This is a genomic window from Salaquimonas pukyongi (genome assembly GCF_001953055.1).
Lineage (GTDB): Bacteria > Pseudomonadota > Alphaproteobacteria > Rhizobiales > Rhizobiaceae > Salaquimonas > Salaquimonas pukyongi.
The window spans coordinates 636406-655715 of the sequence record NZ_CP019044.1 but is presented as its reverse complement, the minus strand read 5'-3'; the positions used below and the strand labels follow the sequence as shown (position 1 = coordinate 655715).

Sequence of the window (19310 nt, the reverse complement as noted above, 5' to 3'; positions counted from 1 at the left end):
GGAAGTCTCATTTTCCCTCTCCCGGCATGCCCGTCACTTCAGGCTCCGGTACGCCCGTCAGTTCATAGGCCCTGCGGGTAATGCGGTCCATCTCGTCCTTCAGCCTGATGCGCGCTGCTTCCAGTTCGTCCGGCCCGGCAGTGGCGGAAACCCTGACGCGCTCGCCAGCCACGATGGCAGATTTGCCGAACGGCAGGTTGATTGTCGTCCTGTCCCAGCTTTTGGGCAAGACCCAGCGGCGGGAAGACGCCACGGCCAGCGGCACAATCGGCCGGCCGGATTTCTGCGCAAGGGAGATAATCCCCTGCCCGACGCGCCGCGGGGTTCCCTTGGGAATGTCGGCGGTCTGGAGCACGTTCTGCCCGTTCTTCAGCATGCGCAACATTTCAAGAAACCCCCGCAAGGCTCCCTTGGACAGGGTATGGCGCGGATTTCGGCCTCCCGAAGCCCGGATCGTGCTGGCGCCAAAAGCTTCCGCAACGCGGGCGGTGATTTCACCATCCAGGCTGCGTGAGATCATTACCGCACCGCTGAGCCCGATGGGAATGGCAGGCAGGAGAACATGCTGGCCATGCCACACGGAGACAATAACCGGCAGTTCCGGCTCAACCTGATCAAGAATGTCGTCCGGCTCCACCACCCAGGAATTGGTCCTGAAAACGAACTTCAGATACCGCACGGCAATCCAGGCGACGATGGCGGCGAAAGCTCCATTTTGCGAAATCCATCGGCCGGGCTTGCGCAGCCAGACGGGCGTCCTGCGCCGTTTCGGCTTTGCCGTGCCGGGTTCCTCAGTCTTGCGACCGGACATAACTTGCTACCTTTTTTGAAACCGGCCGCGCACTCCATGCCGGCATTGGCGCACCCTGTCGCCTTCAGCCGTATTTTCCGTCACCATCGGGATCGAGAATCTTGTGCAGGTGAACGATGAAATAGCGCATGTGAGCATTATCAACCGTCTGCTGTGCCTTGGCCTTCCATGCCTGATGGGCCGAGCGGTAATCGGGGAAAAGACCGACAATGTCCACCTTGTCGAGGTCGCGAAAGGTAACGCCCTGAAGTTCGTTCAGTTCGCCACCGAAAACCAGATGCAGCAACTGGCCATCCTTTTCCACCGGTTTGTTCTTGTCTTCACTCGTCATTTGCTGCTCCGGTTGCGTTGAATTGTCATTACCCTGGTGTTGGTCAGGCGATTTCCGCTAGCCGAAAATCCGGTATTGCTTGACCAGCCAAATGCGGTTGTGCGTTCAGCGTTCGCCGATTCCGCCAAAACCTGAATTGCTCTAATGAAGAAATCCGCCTGATTTCGCAAGTTCGATAACATCCCCCACCGCCTCCATGCCACTGGCAAGCAGGGGGCCGTATCGGGTTGCCGGCTGATTGTATTGCGGGCGCGCCCCATCCAGCCCGGCCAGAATGCCGCCCGCTTCCTGCAGGATGACATCGGCAGCGGCGATATCCCATTCGCTGGCACCCTGTTTTACAAGCGCGGCGTCCACCTTGCAGCCCGCCACCATGGCAAGCCGGTATGCCAGCGAGGGCACAAACGGCACTACGCTGAGCGTGTCGCCATGGCTTGCCCTGATTTCCCGGTTGAGCTTGCTCGAAGCGGTAACGCTGGCAACGGAACGGCCGGAAAGTACCGCCAGCTTGCCGCCGTTCAGCCTGGCGCCCAGACCGCCGGCTGCAGCATAGGTTTCGCCCAGTGCAGGGCATTCGAGAACGCCGGCAACCGGAACGCCGTTTTCCACCACCGCAACAGAGATGCACCATTCCTTTCTGCCATCGATGAACCCTCTTGTTCCATCGATGGGATCAACGACGAAGATGCGGCTTGCCGAAAGCCGCTCGCCGCTGTCCTCGGTTTCCTCAGAAAGCCAGCCATAGCCAGGACGTGCCGCCCGCAGGGTTTCGATCAGGAAGCGGTCAACGGCAAAATCAGCTTCCGAGACGGGAGAATTGCCATGCTTGTGCCAGACCTGATTGTCGGCCCTGAAAAACGTCATGGCGATCCGGCCTGCTTGTTTGGCAGCTTTTTCGATCAGCTGAAGATCGGCAGAAAGCGGAGCAGGATCATTTGCCGCCAATGGTCATGCCCTCGATCAGCAGGGACGGCGCATTCGTTGCACCCCGGAACTCCAGATCATTGGCCGGTGTCATTGCCATGAACATGTCCTTGAGATTGCCGGCGATGGTGATCTCCGCAACCGGATGGGTGATCTTTCCGTTTTCGATCCAAAAACCACTGGCGCCCTTGGAATAATCGCCGGTTACCATGTTGATGCCGTGTCCGATGGTTTCGGTACACAGGAAACCGGTGCCGATGTCGCGCGCCAATTCCTGTGGTGACTTGCTGCCATTGGCAATCCAGGCATTGGTGGAGGATGGCGATGTGCCCGAGCCGCTGCGCGAGGCACGCGCATTGGTTTGAAGATCGAGTTCGCGGGCTGTCGCCCCGTCCAGCAACCAGGTGGTCAACTGTCCCTTGTCGACAAGAACCAGTGGTTTGCAGGCCAGGCCTTCACCATCGAAAGGCCTTGAACCCAACCCCCGCTTTCGCAGCGGGTCGTCGGTTACCGTGATCGCGGAAGCAGCAATCTGTTCGCCCAGCCGGTCCCGCAGGAAACTGGTTTTGCGAGCCACCGAAGCTGCATTGATGGCACCCAGCAGGCTTGCAAGAAGGCCGCCGGCAAGACGCCGGTCGAAAATCACCGGATAATTGCCACTGTCGACCTTTCTGGGATTGGCGCGGCGCACGGCGCGCTCCCCGGCTGTCCTGCCGATTTCCGCCGGGCTCCTCAGATCGCCGCGATGGACGGCACTGGAAAAGTCGTAGTCGCGCTCCATCGTGTCGCCATCGCCGCTGACCATGGAAGCCGACACCGAACAGCCCGAACGGGCATAGCTGCCGGAAAACCCGGCAGAGGTGGCAAGCACGAAACCGGAGATGCCCCAGCCCGCAGATGCTCCCATTGATTTGGAAACGCCGGTGACGGCCAGCCCGGCGTCTTCCGCCTCAAGCGCTGCCTCCTGCAGCCGGGCAGGATCGGGCGGGGAGGATTCCAGCAGGTCAAGATCGGGGATTTCGGTGATCAGGTCTTCGCGCGGCGCCAGATCCTGAAACGGGTCTTCCGGCGAAACGCGGGCCATGGCGACGGCGCGTTCTGCGACCATCGCCAGGTCACTAACCTGGTTGGTCGATACCGTGGCAACGCGCTTGCCGGAAAAAACGCGAAGGTAAAAATCATCGCCCTCCGCACTGCCGGTGTTTTCCACCTTGCCTTCGCGGACCGAAACACCAACGGACTGCCCTTTTGTAACGACAACGTCACACTGGTCAGCACCGGCCTTCAGCGCTGCAGAGACGAGGCGGCTGGCATCTTCTTCAAGGCTTTCAAACTGAACCACCAAACGGCGTTCCTTTCCCATAATGCATACGGACCGTGCGTTCCATAGGGCGTTGCACCGCCCGCTTCAAGGTGGCAATTGCCGAGCGTGTGTTGACAGGTCGGCCTCCAGGGCGCAGGAGGCAATGAAAATGTCTGCGATGGTCTGAATTACGGGGCGCTTCTACCTTGGCCAAAACACCAGCTAAAGGGGTACAGAACGGCCCGGCTTTTCTGACCGGCTCCACCATGCGTCATGTGGTGGTCATGTCGACGACCGGCGCGCTGGGCCTGGTTGCCATCTTTCTGGTCGACCTTGCCAACCTTTTCTATATCTCGCTGCTTGGCCAGCAGGAACTGGCGGCGGCAATCGGCTATGCCTCCACCATCATGTTTTTTGCCGTTTCGGTGTGCATCGGCCTGACGATCGCGGCAGGCGCGCTCACCGCACGCGCCATCGGCTCCGGCAATGAAAGGCGGGCCAAGGCCTATGCGGGGGCATCGCTGATCTTCATGCTTGTCATGGCCATTATAATGGCCGTCGTGCTTTTTACGTTGATCGGATGGTCGCTTGATCTCCTCGGCGCAAAGGGGCGCACGAAGGAAATTGCGGCCGGTTTCATGGCCATCACCATTCCTTCCATCCCTCTGCTCGGGATTGGCATGGCAAGCGCCGGGCTGCTGCGTGCCAAAGGCGATGCCAAGCGGGCAATGTATGTCACGCTTTCCTCCGGTCTATCGGCTGCCGCCATCGACCCGTTGCTGATTTTCTATTTTGATCTGGGAATAACCGGCGCGGCGATTTCAGTGGTGATCGTGCGCGTACTTTTCGTGATCGTCGGCCTTCATGGCACGGTGCGCGTGCACGACATGGTGCGCATGCCAAGCGGAGAGGAATTGCATGCCTTTACAGCCCCCTTCCTTCGCATTGCCGGCCCCGCCGTTCTCACCCAGGTGGCAACACCGGTCGGCAATGCCTATGTGACGGGCGCCATCGCAGGTTTCGGCGATGATGCGGTTGCCGGCTGGGCGATCGTGGGGCGGATCATTCCCCTTGCCTTTGCCGCCATCTTTGCGCTTTCGGGCGCCGTTGGCCCGATCCTTGCGCAGAATTACGGTGCAGGCCGTCTTGACCGCGTCAACAGCGCCATGCGTGACTCGCTGGTATTCACGCTGGTCTATGTCGTCGCCATGTGGGGCCTGCTGGCGCTTCTGAAAGATCTGATCATCTTCGTATTCGGCGCCAAGGGCGATGCGCAGCAGATGATCGCCGTCTTCTGCTATCTGGTTGCCGGAACGCAGATATTCGCCGGCTTCCTGTTCGTTGCAAATGCCGCCTTCAACAATCTCGACCACCCCATCTATTCCACCTTTTTCAACTGGGGGCGGGCGACACTGGGCGTCATTCCCTTTGCCCATGTGGGCAGCCGCTGGGGAGCAGAAGGCATCATCATCGGCTGGGGGCTGGGCGGCGCACTGTTCGGCATTCTGGCGCTTGTGGCCTGTCACGTCGTTCTGCGCAGCCTGCCTCGCCAGGCTGCAAAAGAGGGCATCAGCGTCTATGTGCCGGCCGTGGCCAATTCACCGTTTTCCTCCGGCCGGGGAGCGGGTCTCTAGAGTGTGTCTGCTTCCAGCAGGCGTTCCAGACCGCGTTTAGCCTCTTCGTATACCGGTGCGGTTTCGGCAAGGATTTCGCGCACCTTGAGAAAATCGAGGACCCGGTAGGCATCGACCTTGGGCCGCAGAAAGAGGTCGGGCGGATCGGTTCTGAGTTTTAGTCCGGTGATCGACTGCATCATCAGCTGGCTGGCACCAAAGGCAGAATCGATCCGGGAAGGCAGCTTGCCGGGCGTTCCCATGGGCAGGCCGACGACATCCACGGCAACGACCCTGTATTTCGCGCTGTCGAGCAGGTCGAACGGCAGGGGATTGTTGATGCCGCCATCAATCAGCACACAGCCATCGATGATAACCGGAACAAAGACCACCGGAATGGCGGCAGAAGCTGCCACGGCCTTTCGCAGGTCGCCGGTGTCCAGCACCTTCAGCGCATTGCCATAATAATCGGTCGCGGTAATGGAAAGCGGAACCGACAGCTCATCAAAGGTATGGGGAAAGGTTTCCGGCAGGAACGTCTCCAGCACCATTTCAATGTCCATCTGGCCAAACGGCACCGCGCCGGAAAACGCACGCAACGGCTGGGGACGCAACTTCCACAAACTGGCAAACACCGCGGTGCGGTTGCCGAACGCTCCCAGCAAGAGTTCCTCGATGTCCGCACCGCTCATGCCCGATGCATAGCCGGCCCCAACAATGGCGCCGATAGACGAACCGGATATCGCCGCCGGCGTGACGCCCAGATCGTCAAACGCCTTGAGAACATGGATATGGGCAATGCCCCGCGCACCGCCGCCGCCCAATGCCAGGGCAACCTTTTTTTGATTTGTCATACGTAGTTTTCCCGCATGAAACCGGAACTGGCCTGCCCATACACAATGGAGGACCGCCGGTCCATGCTCATGCCAACGCTTTGCAGTTAGCGGTCAGTTCGCCGCGGCATCCCGGAGCACGGGCTGCGGTCCGATGGTGACGATGGCCGGTTCCACCGAGAGCAGGCGCGATGCGATTTCCCTTACATCATCGAGCGTGACCGAGTTGATGTATTCAGGCCTTTTCTCGACATAATCAATGGGCAGCGCCTCGGCCTGAAGACGAACCAGCCCGTCGGCAATCTTGGCCGAGGTATCGAGGTTGTTGATCGCATAGGCGCCAAGAACGAATTTCTTGGCCGCTTCCAGTTCGCCTGCTTCCGGTCCGTTCTCGGCCATGCTGCGTATTTCATCAAGCATGAGATCGAGTGCCTGTCCTGCCTGGTCGGGCCTCGTGGAAAATCCCGCGGAAAGATAGGCACTGTGGCGAAGCGTGCTCAGATTCGACCCGATATTGTAGACAAGGCCGCGCTTTTCCCGGACTTCATCATACAGCCGCGAGGAGAATGTGCCGCCGCCAAGAATGTGGTTCATCAGATAGGCGGCAAAGAAATCGGGATCGGCACGCTTGACCCCCGGCAGGGCAATGGAAACCGTTGTTTGCGGCGTATTGAATTCGATGTGCTTTTTGAAACCAAACACCGGCTCGACATCGCCAACGGGCTCCAGGGCGGCATTTGCAGGCAGGGCGGAGAAGGCTTCATCCACCATCCTTGCAGCATCCTGCGGCGCAATTGCACCGACGATGCCTATGGTCAGGTTGTCGCGCGCCATAATGCGCTGGTGCTGTTCAACGATATCCCGGCGGGTGATGCGGGCAAGCGTTCGCTCGTCTCCGCGCGAGCCCAGGCTGTAGGGGTGCCTGGAAAACAGGTTGTCCCGCATGGTGTTTGCTAGAATGGCCCGCGGACTGGTTTTGCTGCGCACAGCCCGCTGAATGAAGCCTGCACGGATGCGTTCCAACGCCTGCTCCTCGAATGCCGGTGCTGCCAGAATGCCGGCGAGCAATGTGAACGCGCCTTGAACTTCCTCTGCCAAAACGCGCATGCCGCCACTAAGGGCATCGCGGCCGGAGGAAAATCCCATTTCAATACCGCGCGCCTCAAGCTCGGCCTTGAGCTCGGCAGCATCCATGCCGCCGGCTCCCTCATCCATCATTGCCGCAAGCACGGCGGCAAGGCCGGCTTTTCCGGCCGGATCCTGATTGGCGCCCCCTTTAAACTCGAAGGACAGTGTCACTATGGGAACGGTGTAGTCTTCAACAATCCAGAACCGTATCCCTGAAGGCGAAGTAACTTCTCGGGTGTCGGCGGCCTGCGCGCCAGTTACCGTGCCCACCACCATGAGCAAGACCGCCAAAAAGCGCAGAGTGGCAGGAAACAGCGGAAAATTCCGGTTCATGGCTTGGGCCTTAAATAGGAGGTAACGGAGCGCTGCGGGCGCAGATATTTGCGTGCCACAGCATTGACGTCCTCAACGGTTACGGCGGCAATGCGATCCGGCCATTGGTGGATGTCCTCGATCTTACCGCCCAGCGAAAGAACCGTGCCGTAGAGGCGGGCAAGGGTCGTCTGGCTGTCGCGCTCGAAAATGACGCTTTTCAGCAGGGCATTGCGCTGGCGGTTCAGTTCTTCCTCGCTGACCCCGTTCTCGATGATGTCGTCGAGTACGTCCGCAATGGCGCGCTCCACGTCTTCCACGGTGAATTTGCCGCGCGGCCTGCCATAGAGGCCGAAACGGGTCTGGCCCCTGGAAGCGCCCTGAAACCAGGCCCCTGCCCCCGTGGCGATTTCATCTTCTACAATCAGCTTGCGGTAAATGCGTGCGGTGGTTGACCCGCCGAGGATCGATGCCAGCAGATCGAGCGCTTCGGCTTCTCCCGGCTGTGCCGTCTGATAGGAGGGAACGAGGTAGAAACGCTCGAAGGAGGGGGTTGTCACCCGCTCGTCAAAATATTCGGCAGAGCGTGCTGCCACCGGCTCGGGTTCAACAACCCGGTTGACCGGCACCACTCCTTCACCAGGCGGCAGCTTGCCATAGGTGCGGCTCGCCAATTCCAGCACGTTTTGCGCCTCGACATCGCCGGCAACCACCAGCACGGCATTGTCCGGCCGATAGTGCTGCTTGTAAAACTGCATGGCATCGTCAAGGGCAAGACCCTTGATCTCGTGTTCCCAGCCAATGATCGGAATGCCGTAGGGGTGATGCTTGTAAAGCAGGGCTGCAACCGTTTCGCCCAAAATACCGCCCGGACTTGAATCGACCCGCGAGCGGCGCTCCTCCAAAATCACATTCTTTTCCGGTTCGATGACGGCCTCGGTTAAAACCAGATTCGCCATGCGGTCGGCCTCGTAGAACATGACCATTTCCAGCGCCTGGGGTGAAACCTTCTGATAATAGGCGGTGAAATCCACGGTGGTGAAGGCATTTTCCTGCCCGCCGATTTCAGCCACCTTGCCGGAAAATTCACCGGCAGGAACGTTTCTGGTTCCCTTGAACATCAAATGCTCAAGGAAATGTGCAAGGCCGGATTTTCCTCTTGGGTCCTCCGCCGAACCGCTCTTGTACCAGACCATGTGGGTGACGACGGGTGCGCGGCGGTCCGGAATGACCACCACTTCCAAGCCGTTGGCAAGCAGAAACCGGGATATCTCCGGCTTTCCTGCTGCAGTGCCTGCGCTTGCGCCGGCAAACGCTGCCAGGGTGCAAGCAACAGCCAGGCAAACAGCGGCGATACGAATTCGAAAGCTCAGGATGGAAACCTCCCATTGACGGATCAAACCGGAACTACAGCTCGCAGAAATACTCCACAAAACTACGGGGAAACATACCGGGCTGCCGTCAAATGAACAGCGCAAATTCACAGGCTTTCATCACAAGACGTTCATCGGTGAAGCGTTTCAGACGGCGAAAGAATGGCGATGGACGTCTCGCCACGGGTTCGCAGGTCCAGCACGTCATAGCCGTCAAATGAGCCAGGCATGGCTGCCGTATTTTCCTCCAATATCACGAGGGCATCGTCAGCCAGCCAGCCGCCATCCCTTAATGCGGCAAGCGCACGCTCTCCCAGCCCCTTGGCGTAGGGTGGATCGAGAAAGGCGAGATCAAATGGCGGCATGTTTCCGCACGGGCCGGGCCTGGTGGCATCGCGCCTGAAAATCCGGGTGCAGCCCTGCAGCCCCAATTGCTCGATATTGGTTCTGAGCAGGGCGCGGCCTTCGGTGCTGTTGTCGACAAACAGCGCATAGGACGCGCCCCGGGACAATGCCTCGAGACCGAGCGCACCGGTGCCGGCAAACAGGTCGATCACCCGCTTGCCGGTAACATCCATGCGGGCTGCCAGAATGTTGAACAGGCTCTCGCGATTGCGGTCGCTGGTCGGCCGGATCAGGCCTCTGTTTGTGTTTGACTTTGGGCCGGCCAGCCGCCGCCCGCCAAACTTACCGCCGACGATCCGCACCGGGTTTCCCCTTTTGTGGCACTGCAGGCGATACCTTGCGGGCGACCTTTGGTTTGCGCTTTTTGGCGGGCCGTGTCGACAGTTTGTCCAGCGCTTCCTCGGCGGCGGGTTTTCTGTTGCCCGTATTGTACCGCTTGCCCCTTGATGCCTTTTTTGCAGGGCTCTTTTTTTGCGTTGCAGGCTGGACGCTGTTTGGTTTGAGGGCGGGGTTGGGTGCAGCGGTTTCGAACTGCGCCCCGGCCTTGTCGATCAACCGGGCGCCCAACTGGTCGCGAAGGGTGCGGCCCCTGATTTCGCGTACCGTGCCGGGTTCAAGATCGCCAAGCTGAAAGGGACCGTAGGAAACACGGATGAGGCGGGTGACGGCAAGACCCAGCGTCCCCAGGACCTGTTTGACTTCGCGGTTTTTTCCTTCCCGGAACGCCATGGTGATCCAGGCATTGGTTCCCTGGGTGCGCTCCAGCACTGCCTCGATGGAGCCGTAGAGAACCCCGTCAACGGCGATCCCTTCCTTGAGTGTGTCGAGTTGTTGCTGGTTGACCGAACCGTGAACACGCACCCGATATCGGCGCAACCAGCCGGTATCGGGCAATTCCAGAACCCGTGCAAGGCCGCCATCATTGGTCAACAGCATCAGACCCTCGGTGTTGATATCAAGCCGGCCCACCGTGATAACGCGCGGCAGGTTTTCCGGCAGGGCATCGAACACCGTTTTGCGTCCTTCAGGATCGCGGTTTGTCGTCACCAGTCCGGACGGCTTGTGATAAAGCCACAGCCGCGTGCGGTCCTTCGCCGGCAAAACCTCACCGTCCACCTCGATATGATCTGCGTTGCTGACGGTCACCGCCGGCGTGTTCAGCACCTTGCCGTTAAGACGGACCCTGCCTGCAGCAATCCAGGCCTCCGCTTCGCGCCGCGAGCAAAGGCCGGCACGGGCCATGCGCTTGGCAATCCGCTCCGGCTTGTCTTCTTGCCCGGCCGGTGTGTGTGTGGTTTCAGGTTTGTCTTGCATGACGGGATGATTTAGACGGTTTTGAGTTCGGCGAACAGCCACCATTGTGTCAGTGGCGCAAAAAACCGGAGCCAATGTTGAGCGGCTGGATGGACATTGCGATGGAAGAAGCCGCCGCGGCCGGTGCCCGGGGCGAAATTCCGGTGGGTGCGGTCATCTCGAAGGATGGCAGGCTTGTCGCACGGGCGGGCAACCGGACCCGCGAGCAGAACGATCCTACTGCCCATGCGGAAATTCTTGTGATCCGCGAGGCATGCCGCGCGCTTGAAAACGAACGGCTGACCGATTGTGATCTTACGGTAACGCTGGAGCCCTGTGCCATGTGTGCGGCGGCCATCAGTTTTGCGCGCATCCGGCGGCTTTACTATGCCGCATCCGACCCAAAAGGCGGCGCGGTGGAAAACGGCACACGGTTTTATTCCAGCGCAGCCTGCCACCACCGGCCGGAAGTCTATTCGGGAATACAGGAAATCCGCGCCAATGAATTGCTGACGGAATTCTTCAAGAAACTGCGGAATTAGGCTCCAGGCCCCTACAGACTTGGCCTGGTGGCTTCTTCGAGCTCACGGCGTTTGCGATCTGCTGCCGCCTTGGCCAGTTCTTCTTCTGTGTAGCCCTGATCGCCGACCGGCGCATTTTCCGAATAGGTGCGGTATTCAATCGGCGGTTCCGTCAGATAGCGGCGCTGATGGCCGGTCTTGCCGACCGAGGCGATTTCCTTGCGTTCAGCGCGCACTGCCTTGGAAATTTCCGATGGGGTACAGCGGCGCGCCGAAATGCCGCTCGGATCGCAGTTTACATTGGGGATGCCTTCTCCCTTGGGGGCATCGCCCGGACCGGCTGAACGGAAATTCTTGGTGCTGCGGGCAAACCGCATTTCCTCGACAATATCGCCACGCACCGATTCAGCCTCCTCGCGAACGCGGGCAATTCTTTGTTCGGGGGTTTCCGGCCAGGCTTGATCGTCCACTTCGGCACTCTGCGTTGGCTCGATCAGCTGTTTCTCCTCGGGAACCACCAAATCGGGCCGGGGATCATAGTCGATTTTCTGGGGACGCTTCTTGCGGAACGAGAGGATGTTCGCAAGATCGCTCACCGTCGCCTTTTCCTGGGCGACGCCGGTTCCATAGGTGGTGCCGCCTACACAGCCTGAAAGCGTTGCAGAAGCCAGCAGGACGCCGGCCAGCACCATTGTGGATTTTTCAGTAATCACAGCGCTCCCCTGAGCCTTGTCACGCGTTGCACTCAAACTCCGGTCTGAGCCGGCTTGTCCGGTATCGTGCGCATGCATAGCCAGAAATACGGCGTATTTCCGGCACGCGATGAAAATATCGCATTATCCCCCCTGAATCAATGCGACAGCTCCGCGCGGTGGGAGGATTCCCGCTCCTGTGCGCCGTAAACCGCCAACGGGGTTAACGCTGAAGATGCCGGTTCAGGCCGATGATGCGGCTGATAACGCCGGGAATCAGGCTTTTGCGTCGATCTCGCGCACAGCAGCAGCGTCGCGCAGCGAAAGCTCTGGATAATCGGGATCAGAGCCGACTTCCGGCAAAATCCGCCATGATCGGGCGCATTTCCTGCCTTGCGCGGGTTTGTGAACCACGCCAACGCCGGAAACCTCGTCCAGCATGAAGGCATCTGCAGGCGGCGCATCGGCGGATACGCCGATCTGGCTTGTGATGCAGATTTCGGCAAGATCAAGCCCTTCAACCGCGGCCATCAGTTCATCATCGGTGATGTGGACAACAGGAGCCGATTCGAGCGAGGAGCCAATGCGCTTTTCACGGCGCTCGATCTCCAGCGCGCCGGTAACCACACGGCGCACCCGGCGAACCTTCTTCCATTTGGCAGCCAGCGCATCATCGCGCCAGTCCTCGGGGCATTTGCGGAACTGTTCCAGATGCACGGAGCGGGCCTGCGGGAACCGCTCAAGCCAGGCTTCTTCCATGGTAAAGGGCAACATGGGGGCGAGCCAGGTGACCACGCGCTCGAAAACGAGACGCACGACCTGCAGCGCCGCCTTGCGGCGCAGACTCGAAGGCGCATCGCAATAGAGCGTGTCCTTGCGGATATCGAAATAGAATGCCGACAGGTCGGTGACCATGAAATCGAGCAGATGGTGAGCGATGCGCTTGAAGTCAAAACTGTCATAGCCGGTGTTGACGACGCCATCGAGTTCCCGCAGCCGGTGCAGCATCAGCCGCTCCAGCTCCGGCATGTCGGCAGGCACTACTTCGTCCCCTGCATCGTGGGCAAGGGTACCGAGCATCCAGCGGATGGTGTTTCTGAGTTTGCGATAGGCGTCGATGTTGGTCTGGATGATGGTCTGGCCGAGGCGCTGGTCTTCCCAGTAGTCGGTGGTCATCACCCAAAGGCGCAGAATGTCTGCGCCGGACTTGTTCATCACATCCTGTGGAAAGACCTGGTTGTTGAGTGACTTCGACATCTTGCGGCCGTCCTCAGCCATGGTGAAGCCATGGGTGATAACGGTCTCATAGGGCGCACGGCCGCGCGTGCCGCAACTTTCCAGCAAGGAGGAATGAAACCAGCCACGGTGCTGGTCCGATCCTTCCAGATAGACGTCGGCCGGCCATTTCAGATCGTCGCGATCTTCAAGCGTAAAGGCATGGGTGGAACCTGAATCGAACCACACGTCGAGAATGTCCGTGACCTTTATCCATTTGGCGGGATCATGGTCGTTGCCGAGAAAACGCTCCTTTGCCCCTTCGGCAAACCAGGCATCTGCTCCTTCAGCCTTGAAGGCTTCGAGAATGCGGGCATTGACGGCTTCGTCCTTGAGCACATTGCCGTCTTCATCGGCAAAGACGCATATCGGCACGCCCCAGGCGCGCTGGCGCGACAGCACCCAGTCGGGCCGCTCGGCAATCATCGAACGCAGGCGCACCTGACCGGCGGACGGCACAAAGCGGGTGTCGTCGATGGCGTTGAGCGCACGCGAACGCAAGGTCGAGCCGTCACCCAAATCCTTGTCCATATAGACGAACCATTGCGGCGTGTTGCGGAAGATTACCGGCTTCTTCGAGCGCCATGAATGGGGATAGGTGTGTTTCAGGCGGCCACGGGCAAACAGCCGGTCGGCCTCGATCAGCGCGGTGATGACCGCCTGATTGGCGTTGCCCTTCTTGCCCTTGTCATCGATGACGCGGGCTGCGCCCTCTTCCCGGTCAGGACCGAAGCCTGGTGCATCCTTGGTAAAATAGCCCGCATCGTCCACGGTGAAGGGGATGGCGGGAGAAATGCCCCGCCCCTCAAGATCGCGGGCGTTGTCCATCCAGGCATCAAAATCCTCCCGGCCATGGCCAGGGGCAGTGTGGACAAAGCCGGTACCGGCATCGTCGGTAACGTGATCGCCTTCCAGCAGGGGAACGGCAAATTCGTAGCCGCCGCCAAAGCCCTTCAACGGATGGGCACAGGCAAGGGCCGCCAGTTCGTCTGCTGCAACATCGCGCAGGCGCTTGTATTCGAGCTTTGCTTTTTCGAAGGAACCTGCCGCCAGCTTGTCGGCAAAGATCAGCTTCTCGCCCGGGCGCGGGCCAAAGTCGTTTTCGGCCGCCGTGACCTCGTAAAGACCGTAACCAATGCGGCTGGAATAGGAGATGGCGCGGTTGCCGGGGATGGTCCAGGGCGTCGTCGTCCAGATAACGACGAAGGCATCCGACAGTTCATCGGAGCCAGCTGTAACAGGAAACTTCACCCAGATCGTGTCGGACTCGTAATCCTGATACTCGACTTCGGCTTCGGCCAGTGCGGTGCGCTCGACCACGGACCACATCACCGGCTTGGAGCCGCGATAGAGCTGTCCGGACATGGCGAATTTCAACAGTTCACCAGCGATGCGGGCCTCTGCCTTGAAATTCATCGTGGTGTAGGGCTGTTTGAAATCGCCCTCAACGCCCAGGCGCTTGAATTCCTCGGTCTGTACATCGATCCAGTGCTGGGCAAATTCGCGGCATTCCCTGCGGAATTCGTTGACCGGCACCTCGTCCTTGTTTTTGCCCTTTGCGCGGTATTGTTCCTCGATCTTCCATTCGATCGGCAGGCCGTGACAATCCCAGCCGGGCACATAGTTCGAGTTGTAACCACGCATCTGGAAGGAACGGGTGATGACGTCCTTCAGGATCTTGTTGAGTGCATGGCCGATATGGATGTTGCCATTGGCATAGGGCGGGCCGTCATGCAGCACGTAGAGCGGGCGGTCCCTCGCATCCTCGCGCAGCAGGCGGTAGAGGTCCATTTCCTGCCAGCGGGCGACGATTTCCGGCTCCTTCTTCGGCAAGCCGGCGCGCATGGGAAACTCGGTTTTCGGCAGATAAAGCGTTTGAGACCAGTCTCGGTCTTGGGTGTTCTTGTCAGTCATTGTTCTCAATCGGTGGTGTGCCCGCTTGCAATCAAGCGGCGGGGACCTTGCGGTTTACTCGAACTTGCAGGGAAAAGGCCGTGCGGCGCATGCCGGTACAACCCAGACAACAACGCTTCCCGGGACCCGGCTGGCCGACAAGGCTCAGGCCGGGACCGGGCCGGTAATTCGTATGGCAAAGGCGAAGGCGGGGCGCTTTTTCATGGCGCTTCCATAGCAGCAGGCAGAGGGCGAATAAATAGGCTTGTTCTTGAATTTTGCGCCAAATGCGCATACTCTATATGGCAAATGGCAAAGAGAGGCGGCAATGAGTAACAACATTCAGGCAGCAGCACCAGCGGTTGACGAGAAAGCGCGTGCAGGGACGAACCCTTCTGTCAGCGCCTTCAAAGTGCCGGCAAGCCGATTGGAAAAGCTGAAGTCCCTGGGGTTTTCGGCCGGGGAAATCGCCGAGGTTGTGGCGCCCCGGCGTACCCTTGACCGCAGGAAAAAGAGCCCAAAACCGCTACCGCTTGACGAGTCGGACCGTGTGTTGCGTCTTGAGCGCATCATGGAGCACGCAGAACGGGTTCTGGGTACAAGAGAGAAAGCCAATTTATGGCTGCGCCGCCCAAACCGGGCTTTGAACGGTGCCATTCCCATGGAACTTCTGAAGTCTGAGTCCGGTGCATTCCACGTCTCGGAAGTGTTGGGGCACATTGAATTCGGCATGTATTCATAACCGATGAAAGTCTGGCGCATCTCCGCTTTCGCCGACTTGTCGGGCCGTGGCGGGATGATTTATGCAGCGCGGTGGAACCATCGCGGCACTCCCATTGTCTATACCTCCGATCATGTCTCAACCGCATTGCTGGAAATGCTGGTTCATGCCGATCTGGCGCTTCTGCCGGATTTCTATCAATTGCTGGAAATCCGGATACCCGATGATGTTGTCATAAAAGAACCACAACTGCGCACCGGGTGGCAGGACGATGTCATGGTTACCCGGCAAATCTGGCAGGATTTCGTGGAAAAGGACGAGGGTATGGTTCTGCAGGTTCCCTGTATCATCGCACCGAATGCCTTCAATTATCTGATCAATCCGGCGGCCCTGCAGGAAAGCGGAATAAAGATTGTTTCATCGAACCGACATGCCATTGATCGACGTTTTCGGGTTTAATCACCACACCTCGCGGTCCAGCCTGTCATAGATCAGGCGGCGCATGGCCCGTGCCGCCAAGCCTGGAAACCCCCTTCCCGCAAAGGAAAAGAACACCGGCCCGAAACCTGGAATGATCGTCGGTTTGCCGGAAAGGGCACCGGCCAGAATTTTCTGCGCTGCCTCCTGCGGCAACATGCGTTTTTCCGCCTTGGCCCCTTTCGGTGCGTGACGCTCGGCATGGGCGGTGCGCAACGGCCCGGGAAAGGCACAACTGACCGAGATACCCTGCCGGGCAAACGGCTTGCGGATGCTTTTTGCGTAGATGGCAATCACATCCTTGGTTGCGGCATAAACCGACGCGCCGGGATAGGCGGTGAAATGGGAAAGCGAGGAGACGAACACCAGATTGGAACCTGCATTCAGTTTGCCGGCGCGGGCAAGACCGGCAGCAAGTGCCATGGGAGCGAAAGCGTTGAGATGAACGAGCCTGGGGATCGCATCGGCATCAATCACTTCAAACCGGCCCGTAGCATTGGCGCCCGCATTCAGGATGACAAGATCAAACGTTTCTTTCCGTGCAAGGCGGGTCAGCAGTTTTTCAACTTCAGCAGGCTCTGACAGGTCGCACTGAAAATGAACGCCATTCGTTGCAGAAAACTCCCGTCCGGTGTGAGCATGACGGTCAACGGTTACCAATTGCCAGCCGTCCTGCACCAGTTTTTCAGCAAATGCCCTGCCAAGCCCCATGGATGTGCCGGTGATCAATGCCCTTTTCTTCGCCACTTCACAGCCCCCGAGCCAAAAGGCCTTCGCCCGACCAATAACGCAGGAAGGAAAGCCTGCGGACCGCAACCCGGCGGGCGATGGCGTGATCGATCATCGCCGCCATGGCAGCCGGCGGTGTGAAGAACGCGCCTGCCCTGCCGGTATCCAGTCCGGCCTTTTGATGCATGGTTGTGCGGGTGGGACCGGGATGAAGGATTTGCACCCGCACCCGGCCGCGCCACTCTTCGCGCAGCGAGCGGGCAAAGCCGTTCAGGCCCGCCTTGGAGGCGGCATAACTTGCAAAGGCCGGAGCCCCGCGATGCGCCGTCGAACCGATCAGCGTCAGCGTTCCCCCACCCTTTTCAAGCAGCGGGAAAAGATGATGGGCCAGCACCATGGAAGCCGTCAGATTGGTGGTCAGCGTTTCCAGAATTCGCGCGATATCCTCGTCCGCCGGATCACAGACAAAGCCGGTGCCGGCATTGAGCACCGCGTGATCGAGCATCTCCCAGCCGCGCGCTGTAATCGCCGCCGCAATCCGGCCAGCTGCATCCCTCGGCTTTGCCTGATCGGTCCTTGAATGGGTAAGGCCCGGGTTCTGCGCCGCCAGGTCTGAAAGTTCTTCAGGAAAGGAGCGCCCGGTGGCAATGATCTCGTGGCGCTTTACCCAGCGGCGGACGAGTTCCAGGCCAATTCCGGACGTGCCGCCGGTCACAAGGATGCGCCGGCGCTTTGCCGCAAGCGTCGTCATTGCACCGTAACGGGCGGACTGCGTTCAAGTATCCGGCGCGCGGCCAGGCTGTCCTCATCCATTTGATAGACCAGCGCTTCGGCACTTTCGAACTTCTCTTCCGCCCGTATCCAGCCATGAAAGAAAACCGTTACCGCTTCGCCGTAGAGGTCGCCGGAAAAATCGAAAATGAAGGTTTCCAGCAGCGGTGCCCCGTTGTCGAAGGTGGGGCGCCGGCCGAAACTCGCCACACCGTCATGCAGGCTGCCATCAGCCCGCTGCAGGCGCACCGCGTAGACGCCATGGCGAAGCTGCGTTTCTTCCGGAAGCTTCAGATTGGCCGTGGGATAGCCGAGCGTGCGGCCAAGCCGGGCGCCTTCCACAACGGTGCCCGCTACATCGAATGGCCGGTCCAGCAACCGGTTGGCGGTAGCGACATCTCCTTCGCCCAGCGCGGTTCTGATCCGGGAGGAAGAAACGATGCTGGATGGCTGTTGCGGATCGTTAAAGGCATCGATCAGCGTCACACCGAAACCATGTTCCCTGCCCCATTGCATCAACAGATCGGGGGTTCCGCCCCGGTTCCGGCCGAAATGAAAGTCGTGACCGGCAACCACGTGGGAAACCTTCAAGCCCTGCTGGAGGTGCTTCTGCAGAAAATCTTCAGCTGTCTGCCGGGCAAGACCATCGTCAAAGGGTTCGCTGACCACACCATCCATGCCAGCGTCCAGCAGCAGGTGGGCCTTGCGCCGGGCACCTGTCAGGCGGAATACCGGCTGCTGCGGGCGGAAAAAGGTTCTTGGATGGGGTTCGAAGGTCAGCGCCAGTGCCGGAACGGATGTTGTACGGGCAATTTCCAGTGTCTGCTCCAGCACCGCCCGGTGTCCCAGATGCACACCGTCGAAATTGCCGATGGCCACAACTCCGCCCTGAAGACGGGCCGGCAGGCCGGATGTTGATTCATACCAGTCGCTCAAAGTGCCCTGCATGGCGGCCAACACGCCCTGCTACCATTCCAGCCGGGGCATGTAGGCCACCGGATGGGCGTCATGTCCGGCCAGAAAGCGGCCCACAAGGTTATGATCGGGCTCCTCTGGCGCACCGTATTCCTGTGCGTGGATGCCGCCGCTGATGTAAAGCGCATCGACCCCATAAGCGGCGGCCCCGGCGATATCTGTCGGCATGCCATCCCCGATGGCCAGAATGCGCTTGCTGTCAAACGTTTTTCCGGCAATGCGCCCGGCTTCGGAAAGGGCCAGGTCATAGATCGGTCTGTAGGGCTTTCCGGCAATTTGCGTTTTGCCGCCCAAACGCTCGTATTCGCGTGCGATGGCACCGGCGCAGTAAATCAGTCGGTCACCAAGCTCCACGACGATATCGGGATTGGCGCAGATCATGCTGAGACCACGGTCCTTAAGCCGGGCAAGAAGCGGTGTGTAGTCTTCCGGCGTCTCGGTCTGTTCATCCCACGGACCAGAGCACACGACGACTTCCGCTTCATCCTCGCCAACCAGTTCCACGTTGAGACCCTCAAAGAGGTTGAGATCCTTTTCCGTGCCGATGTGAAGGATCTTCGCGGGGCCCTGTGCAATAAGGCTGCGCGTCACATCGCCTGACGTCACCACGGTATCAAAAGTGCCGGACGGAACGCCGAGCTTTGCCAATTGGGCAAAGACCGATTTGCGCTGGCGGGGCGCATTGGTGATCATCACTACCGTACCGCCGCCCTGGCGAAAAGAGGAAAGTGCGCTGACCGCCGCCGGCTTGGCCGCCAGCCCGTTATGCAGCACGCCCCATACGTCGCACAAAAGCAGATCGTAGCCATCGGCAATTCGTGACAGGCCATCGATCCGGGGCGCTGCCGGTTTTTCGCTTGCCGGCACAGCCGTGTTCATTCCGCATCCTTCCGAAATTGAGGCCCGCAGCCTGCATGTTTCACATTGACG

At 59.6% G+C, this 19310-nt stretch carries 18 protein-coding genes and 1 pseudogene; 4 read left to right on the top strand and 15 right to left on the bottom strand.

What is annotated here, in order from left to right:
- Nucleotides 1–7: 7 nt before the first annotated feature.
- From BVL55_RS03190 to BVL55_RS03175, 4 genes are all read right to left on the bottom strand, one after another.
- The gene (locus tag BVL55_RS03190; protein ID WP_075995699.1) at nt 8–811 is read right to left on the bottom strand and encodes a lysophospholipid acyltransferase family protein; all 804 of its coding nucleotides are present in this window, start codon (nt 809–811) and stop codon (nt 8–10) included.
- Nucleotides 812–875: 64 nt separating this feature from the next.
- Nucleotides 876–1142 carry a DUF4170 domain-containing protein gene (locus tag BVL55_RS03185; RefSeq protein ID WP_075995698.1) on the bottom strand — a complete coding sequence of 89 codons (267 nt, stop codon included), beginning with the start codon at nt 1140–1142 and terminating at the stop codon, nt 876–878.
- Between the two features lie 141 nt (nt 1143–1283).
- On the bottom strand, nt 1284–2087 hold the full coding sequence (locus tag BVL55_RS03180) for a 3'(2'),5'-bisphosphate nucleotidase CysQ (protein WP_075995697.1): 804 nt from the start codon (nt 2085–2087) through the stop codon (nt 1284–1286).
- A complete protein-coding gene (locus tag BVL55_RS03175) occupies nt 2074–3408 on the bottom strand; it encodes a TldD/PmbA family protein (protein ID WP_342098041.1) in 1335 nt (444 codons plus the stop codon). The genes BVL55_RS03180 and BVL55_RS03175 overlap by 14 nt, the downstream gene beginning before the upstream one ends.
- 167 nt (nt 3409–3575) lie before the next feature.
- Here BVL55_RS03175 and BVL55_RS03170 point away from each other — a divergent pair, with 167 nt between their 5' ends.
- Nucleotides 3576–5003 carry an MATE family efflux transporter gene (locus BVL55_RS03170; protein ID WP_244530579.1) on the top strand — a complete coding sequence of 476 codons (1428 nt, stop codon included), beginning with the start codon at nt 3576–3578 and terminating at the stop codon, nt 5001–5003.
- Here the strand turns inward: BVL55_RS03170 and BVL55_RS03165 are convergent.
- The 5 genes and pseudogenes from BVL55_RS03165 to BVL55_RS03145 form a co-directional block, all read right to left on the bottom strand.
- A complete protein-coding gene (locus BVL55_RS03165) occupies nt 5000–5836 on the bottom strand; it encodes a patatin-like phospholipase family protein (protein WP_075995695.1) in 837 nt (278 codons plus the stop codon). The genes BVL55_RS03170 and BVL55_RS03165 overlap by 4 nt on opposite strands.
- A 93-nt stretch (nt 5837–5929) precedes the next feature.
- The gene (locus tag BVL55_RS03160) at nt 5930–7276 is read right to left on the bottom strand and encodes a M16 family metallopeptidase (protein ID WP_075995694.1); all 1347 of its coding nucleotides are present in this window, start codon (nt 7274–7276) and stop codon (nt 5930–5932) included.
- The gene (locus BVL55_RS03155; protein ID WP_244530578.1) at nt 7273–8655 is read right to left on the bottom strand and encodes a M16 family metallopeptidase; all 1383 of its coding nucleotides are present in this window, start codon (nt 8653–8655) and stop codon (nt 7273–7275) included. The genes BVL55_RS03160 and BVL55_RS03155 overlap by 4 nt, the downstream gene beginning before the upstream one ends.
- Nucleotides 8656–8759: 104 nt before the next feature.
- Nucleotides 8760–9335, bottom strand: coding sequence for a 16S rRNA (guanine(966)-N(2))-methyltransferase RsmD (gene rsmD / locus BVL55_RS03150; RefSeq protein WP_244530577.1), 576 nt, complete (start codon nt 9333–9335; stop codon nt 8760–8762).
- A gap of 225 nt (nt 9336–9560) precedes the next feature.
- A pseudogene (locus tag BVL55_RS03145) lies at nt 9561–10392 on the bottom strand (pseudouridine synthase); the annotation flags it as partial.
- A gap of 29 nt (nt 10393–10421) precedes the next feature.
- Here BVL55_RS03145 and BVL55_RS03140 point away from each other — a divergent pair.
- Nucleotides 10422–10868: a nucleoside deaminase gene (locus BVL55_RS03140; RefSeq protein WP_075995691.1), complete on the top strand. Its 447-nt coding sequence runs from the start codon at nt 10422–10424 to the stop codon at nt 10866–10868.
- 11 nt (nt 10869–10879) lie between these two features.
- Here BVL55_RS03140 and BVL55_RS03135 read toward each other — a convergent pair whose 3' ends face one another.
- Together BVL55_RS03135 and ileS are read right to left on the bottom strand one after the other, a co-directional pair.
- A complete protein-coding gene (locus BVL55_RS03135; RefSeq protein ID WP_156892398.1) occupies nt 10880–11560 on the bottom strand; it encodes a hypothetical protein in 681 nt (226 codons plus the stop codon).
- A gap of 255 nt (nt 11561–11815) precedes the next feature.
- Nucleotides 11816–14728, bottom strand: a complete 2913-nt coding sequence (ileS, locus tag BVL55_RS03130; protein WP_075995689.1) for an isoleucine--tRNA ligase — start codon at nt 14726–14728, stop codon at nt 11816–11818.
- A gap of 307 nt (nt 14729–15035) precedes the next feature.
- Here ileS and parS point away from each other — a divergent pair, with 307 nt between their 5' ends.
- Nucleotides 15036–15449, top strand: coding sequence for a type II RES/Xre toxin-antitoxin system antitoxin (parS, locus tag BVL55_RS03125; protein ID WP_083649342.1), 414 nt, complete (start codon nt 15036–15038; stop codon nt 15447–15449).
- A gap of 3 nt (nt 15450–15452) precedes the next feature.
- The gene (locus BVL55_RS03120) at nt 15453–15887 is read left to right on the top strand and encodes an RES family NAD+ phosphorylase (protein WP_075995688.1); all 435 of its coding nucleotides are present in this window, start codon (nt 15453–15455) and stop codon (nt 15885–15887) included.
- Here BVL55_RS03120 and BVL55_RS03115 read toward each other — a convergent pair whose 3' ends face one another.
- The 4 genes from BVL55_RS03115 to BVL55_RS03100 are packed head-to-tail and all read right to left on the bottom strand — an operon-like array spanning nt 15888 to nt 19259.
- Nucleotides 15888–16652: an SDR family NAD(P)-dependent oxidoreductase gene (locus BVL55_RS03115; RefSeq protein WP_083649341.1), complete on the bottom strand. Its 765-nt coding sequence runs from the start codon at nt 16650–16652 to the stop codon at nt 15888–15890.
- A gap of 1 nt (nt 16653) precedes the next feature.
- Complete coding sequence (locus BVL55_RS03110; RefSeq protein ID WP_075995687.1) at nt 16654–17385, bottom strand: SDR family NAD(P)-dependent oxidoreductase; 732 nt, start codon at nt 17383–17385, stop codon at nt 16654–16656.
- A complete protein-coding gene (locus BVL55_RS03105) occupies nt 17382–18365 on the bottom strand; it encodes a bifunctional riboflavin kinase/FAD synthetase (RefSeq protein WP_342097867.1) in 984 nt (327 codons plus the stop codon). The genes BVL55_RS03110 and BVL55_RS03105 overlap by 4 nt, the downstream gene beginning before the upstream one ends.
- A gap of 6 nt (nt 18366–18371) precedes the next feature.
- The gene (locus BVL55_RS03100) at nt 18372–19259 is read right to left on the bottom strand and encodes a TIGR01459 family HAD-type hydrolase (protein ID WP_075995685.1); all 888 of its coding nucleotides are present in this window, start codon (nt 19257–19259) and stop codon (nt 18372–18374) included.
- Nucleotides 19260–19310 lie beyond the last annotated feature (51 nt).

Excerpts from the sequence above, each read along its gene's own strand:
- BVL55_RS03100 (WP_075995685.1), bottom strand. The coding sequence starts at position 19,259 with ATGAACACGGCTGTGCCGGCAAGCGAAAAACCGGCAGCGCCCCGGATC.
- BVL55_RS03190 (WP_075995699.1), bottom strand. The coding sequence starts at position 811 with ATGTCCGGTCGCAAGACTGAGGAACCCGGCACGGCAAAGCCGAAACGG.
- BVL55_RS03140 (WP_075995691.1), top strand. The coding sequence starts at position 10,422 with ATGTTGAGCGGCTGGATGGACATTGCGATGGAAGAAGCCGCCGCGGCC.
- ileS (WP_075995689.1), bottom strand. The coding sequence starts at position 14,728 with ATGACTGACAAGAACACCCAAGACCGAGACTGGTCTCAAACGCTTTAT.
- parS (WP_083649342.1), top strand. The coding sequence starts at position 15,036 with ATGAGTAACAACATTCAGGCAGCAGCACCAGCGGTTGACGAGAAAGCG.
- BVL55_RS03165 (WP_075995695.1), bottom strand. The coding sequence starts at position 5,836 with ATGACAAATCAAAAAAAGGTTGCCCTGGCATTGGGCGGCGGCGGTGCG.
- BVL55_RS03185 (WP_075995698.1), bottom strand. The coding sequence starts at position 1,142 with ATGACGAGTGAAGACAAGAACAAACCGGTGGAAAAGGATGGCCAGTTG.
- BVL55_RS03110 (WP_075995687.1), bottom strand. The coding sequence starts at position 17,385 with ATGACGACGCTTGCGGCAAAGCGCCGGCGCATCCTTGTGACCGGCGGC.
- BVL55_RS03120 (WP_075995688.1), top strand. The coding sequence starts at position 15,453 with ATGAAAGTCTGGCGCATCTCCGCTTTCGCCGACTTGTCGGGCCGTGGC.
- BVL55_RS03160 (WP_075995694.1), bottom strand. The coding sequence starts at position 7,276 with ATGAACCGGAATTTTCCGCTGTTTCCTGCCACTCTGCGCTTTTTGGCG.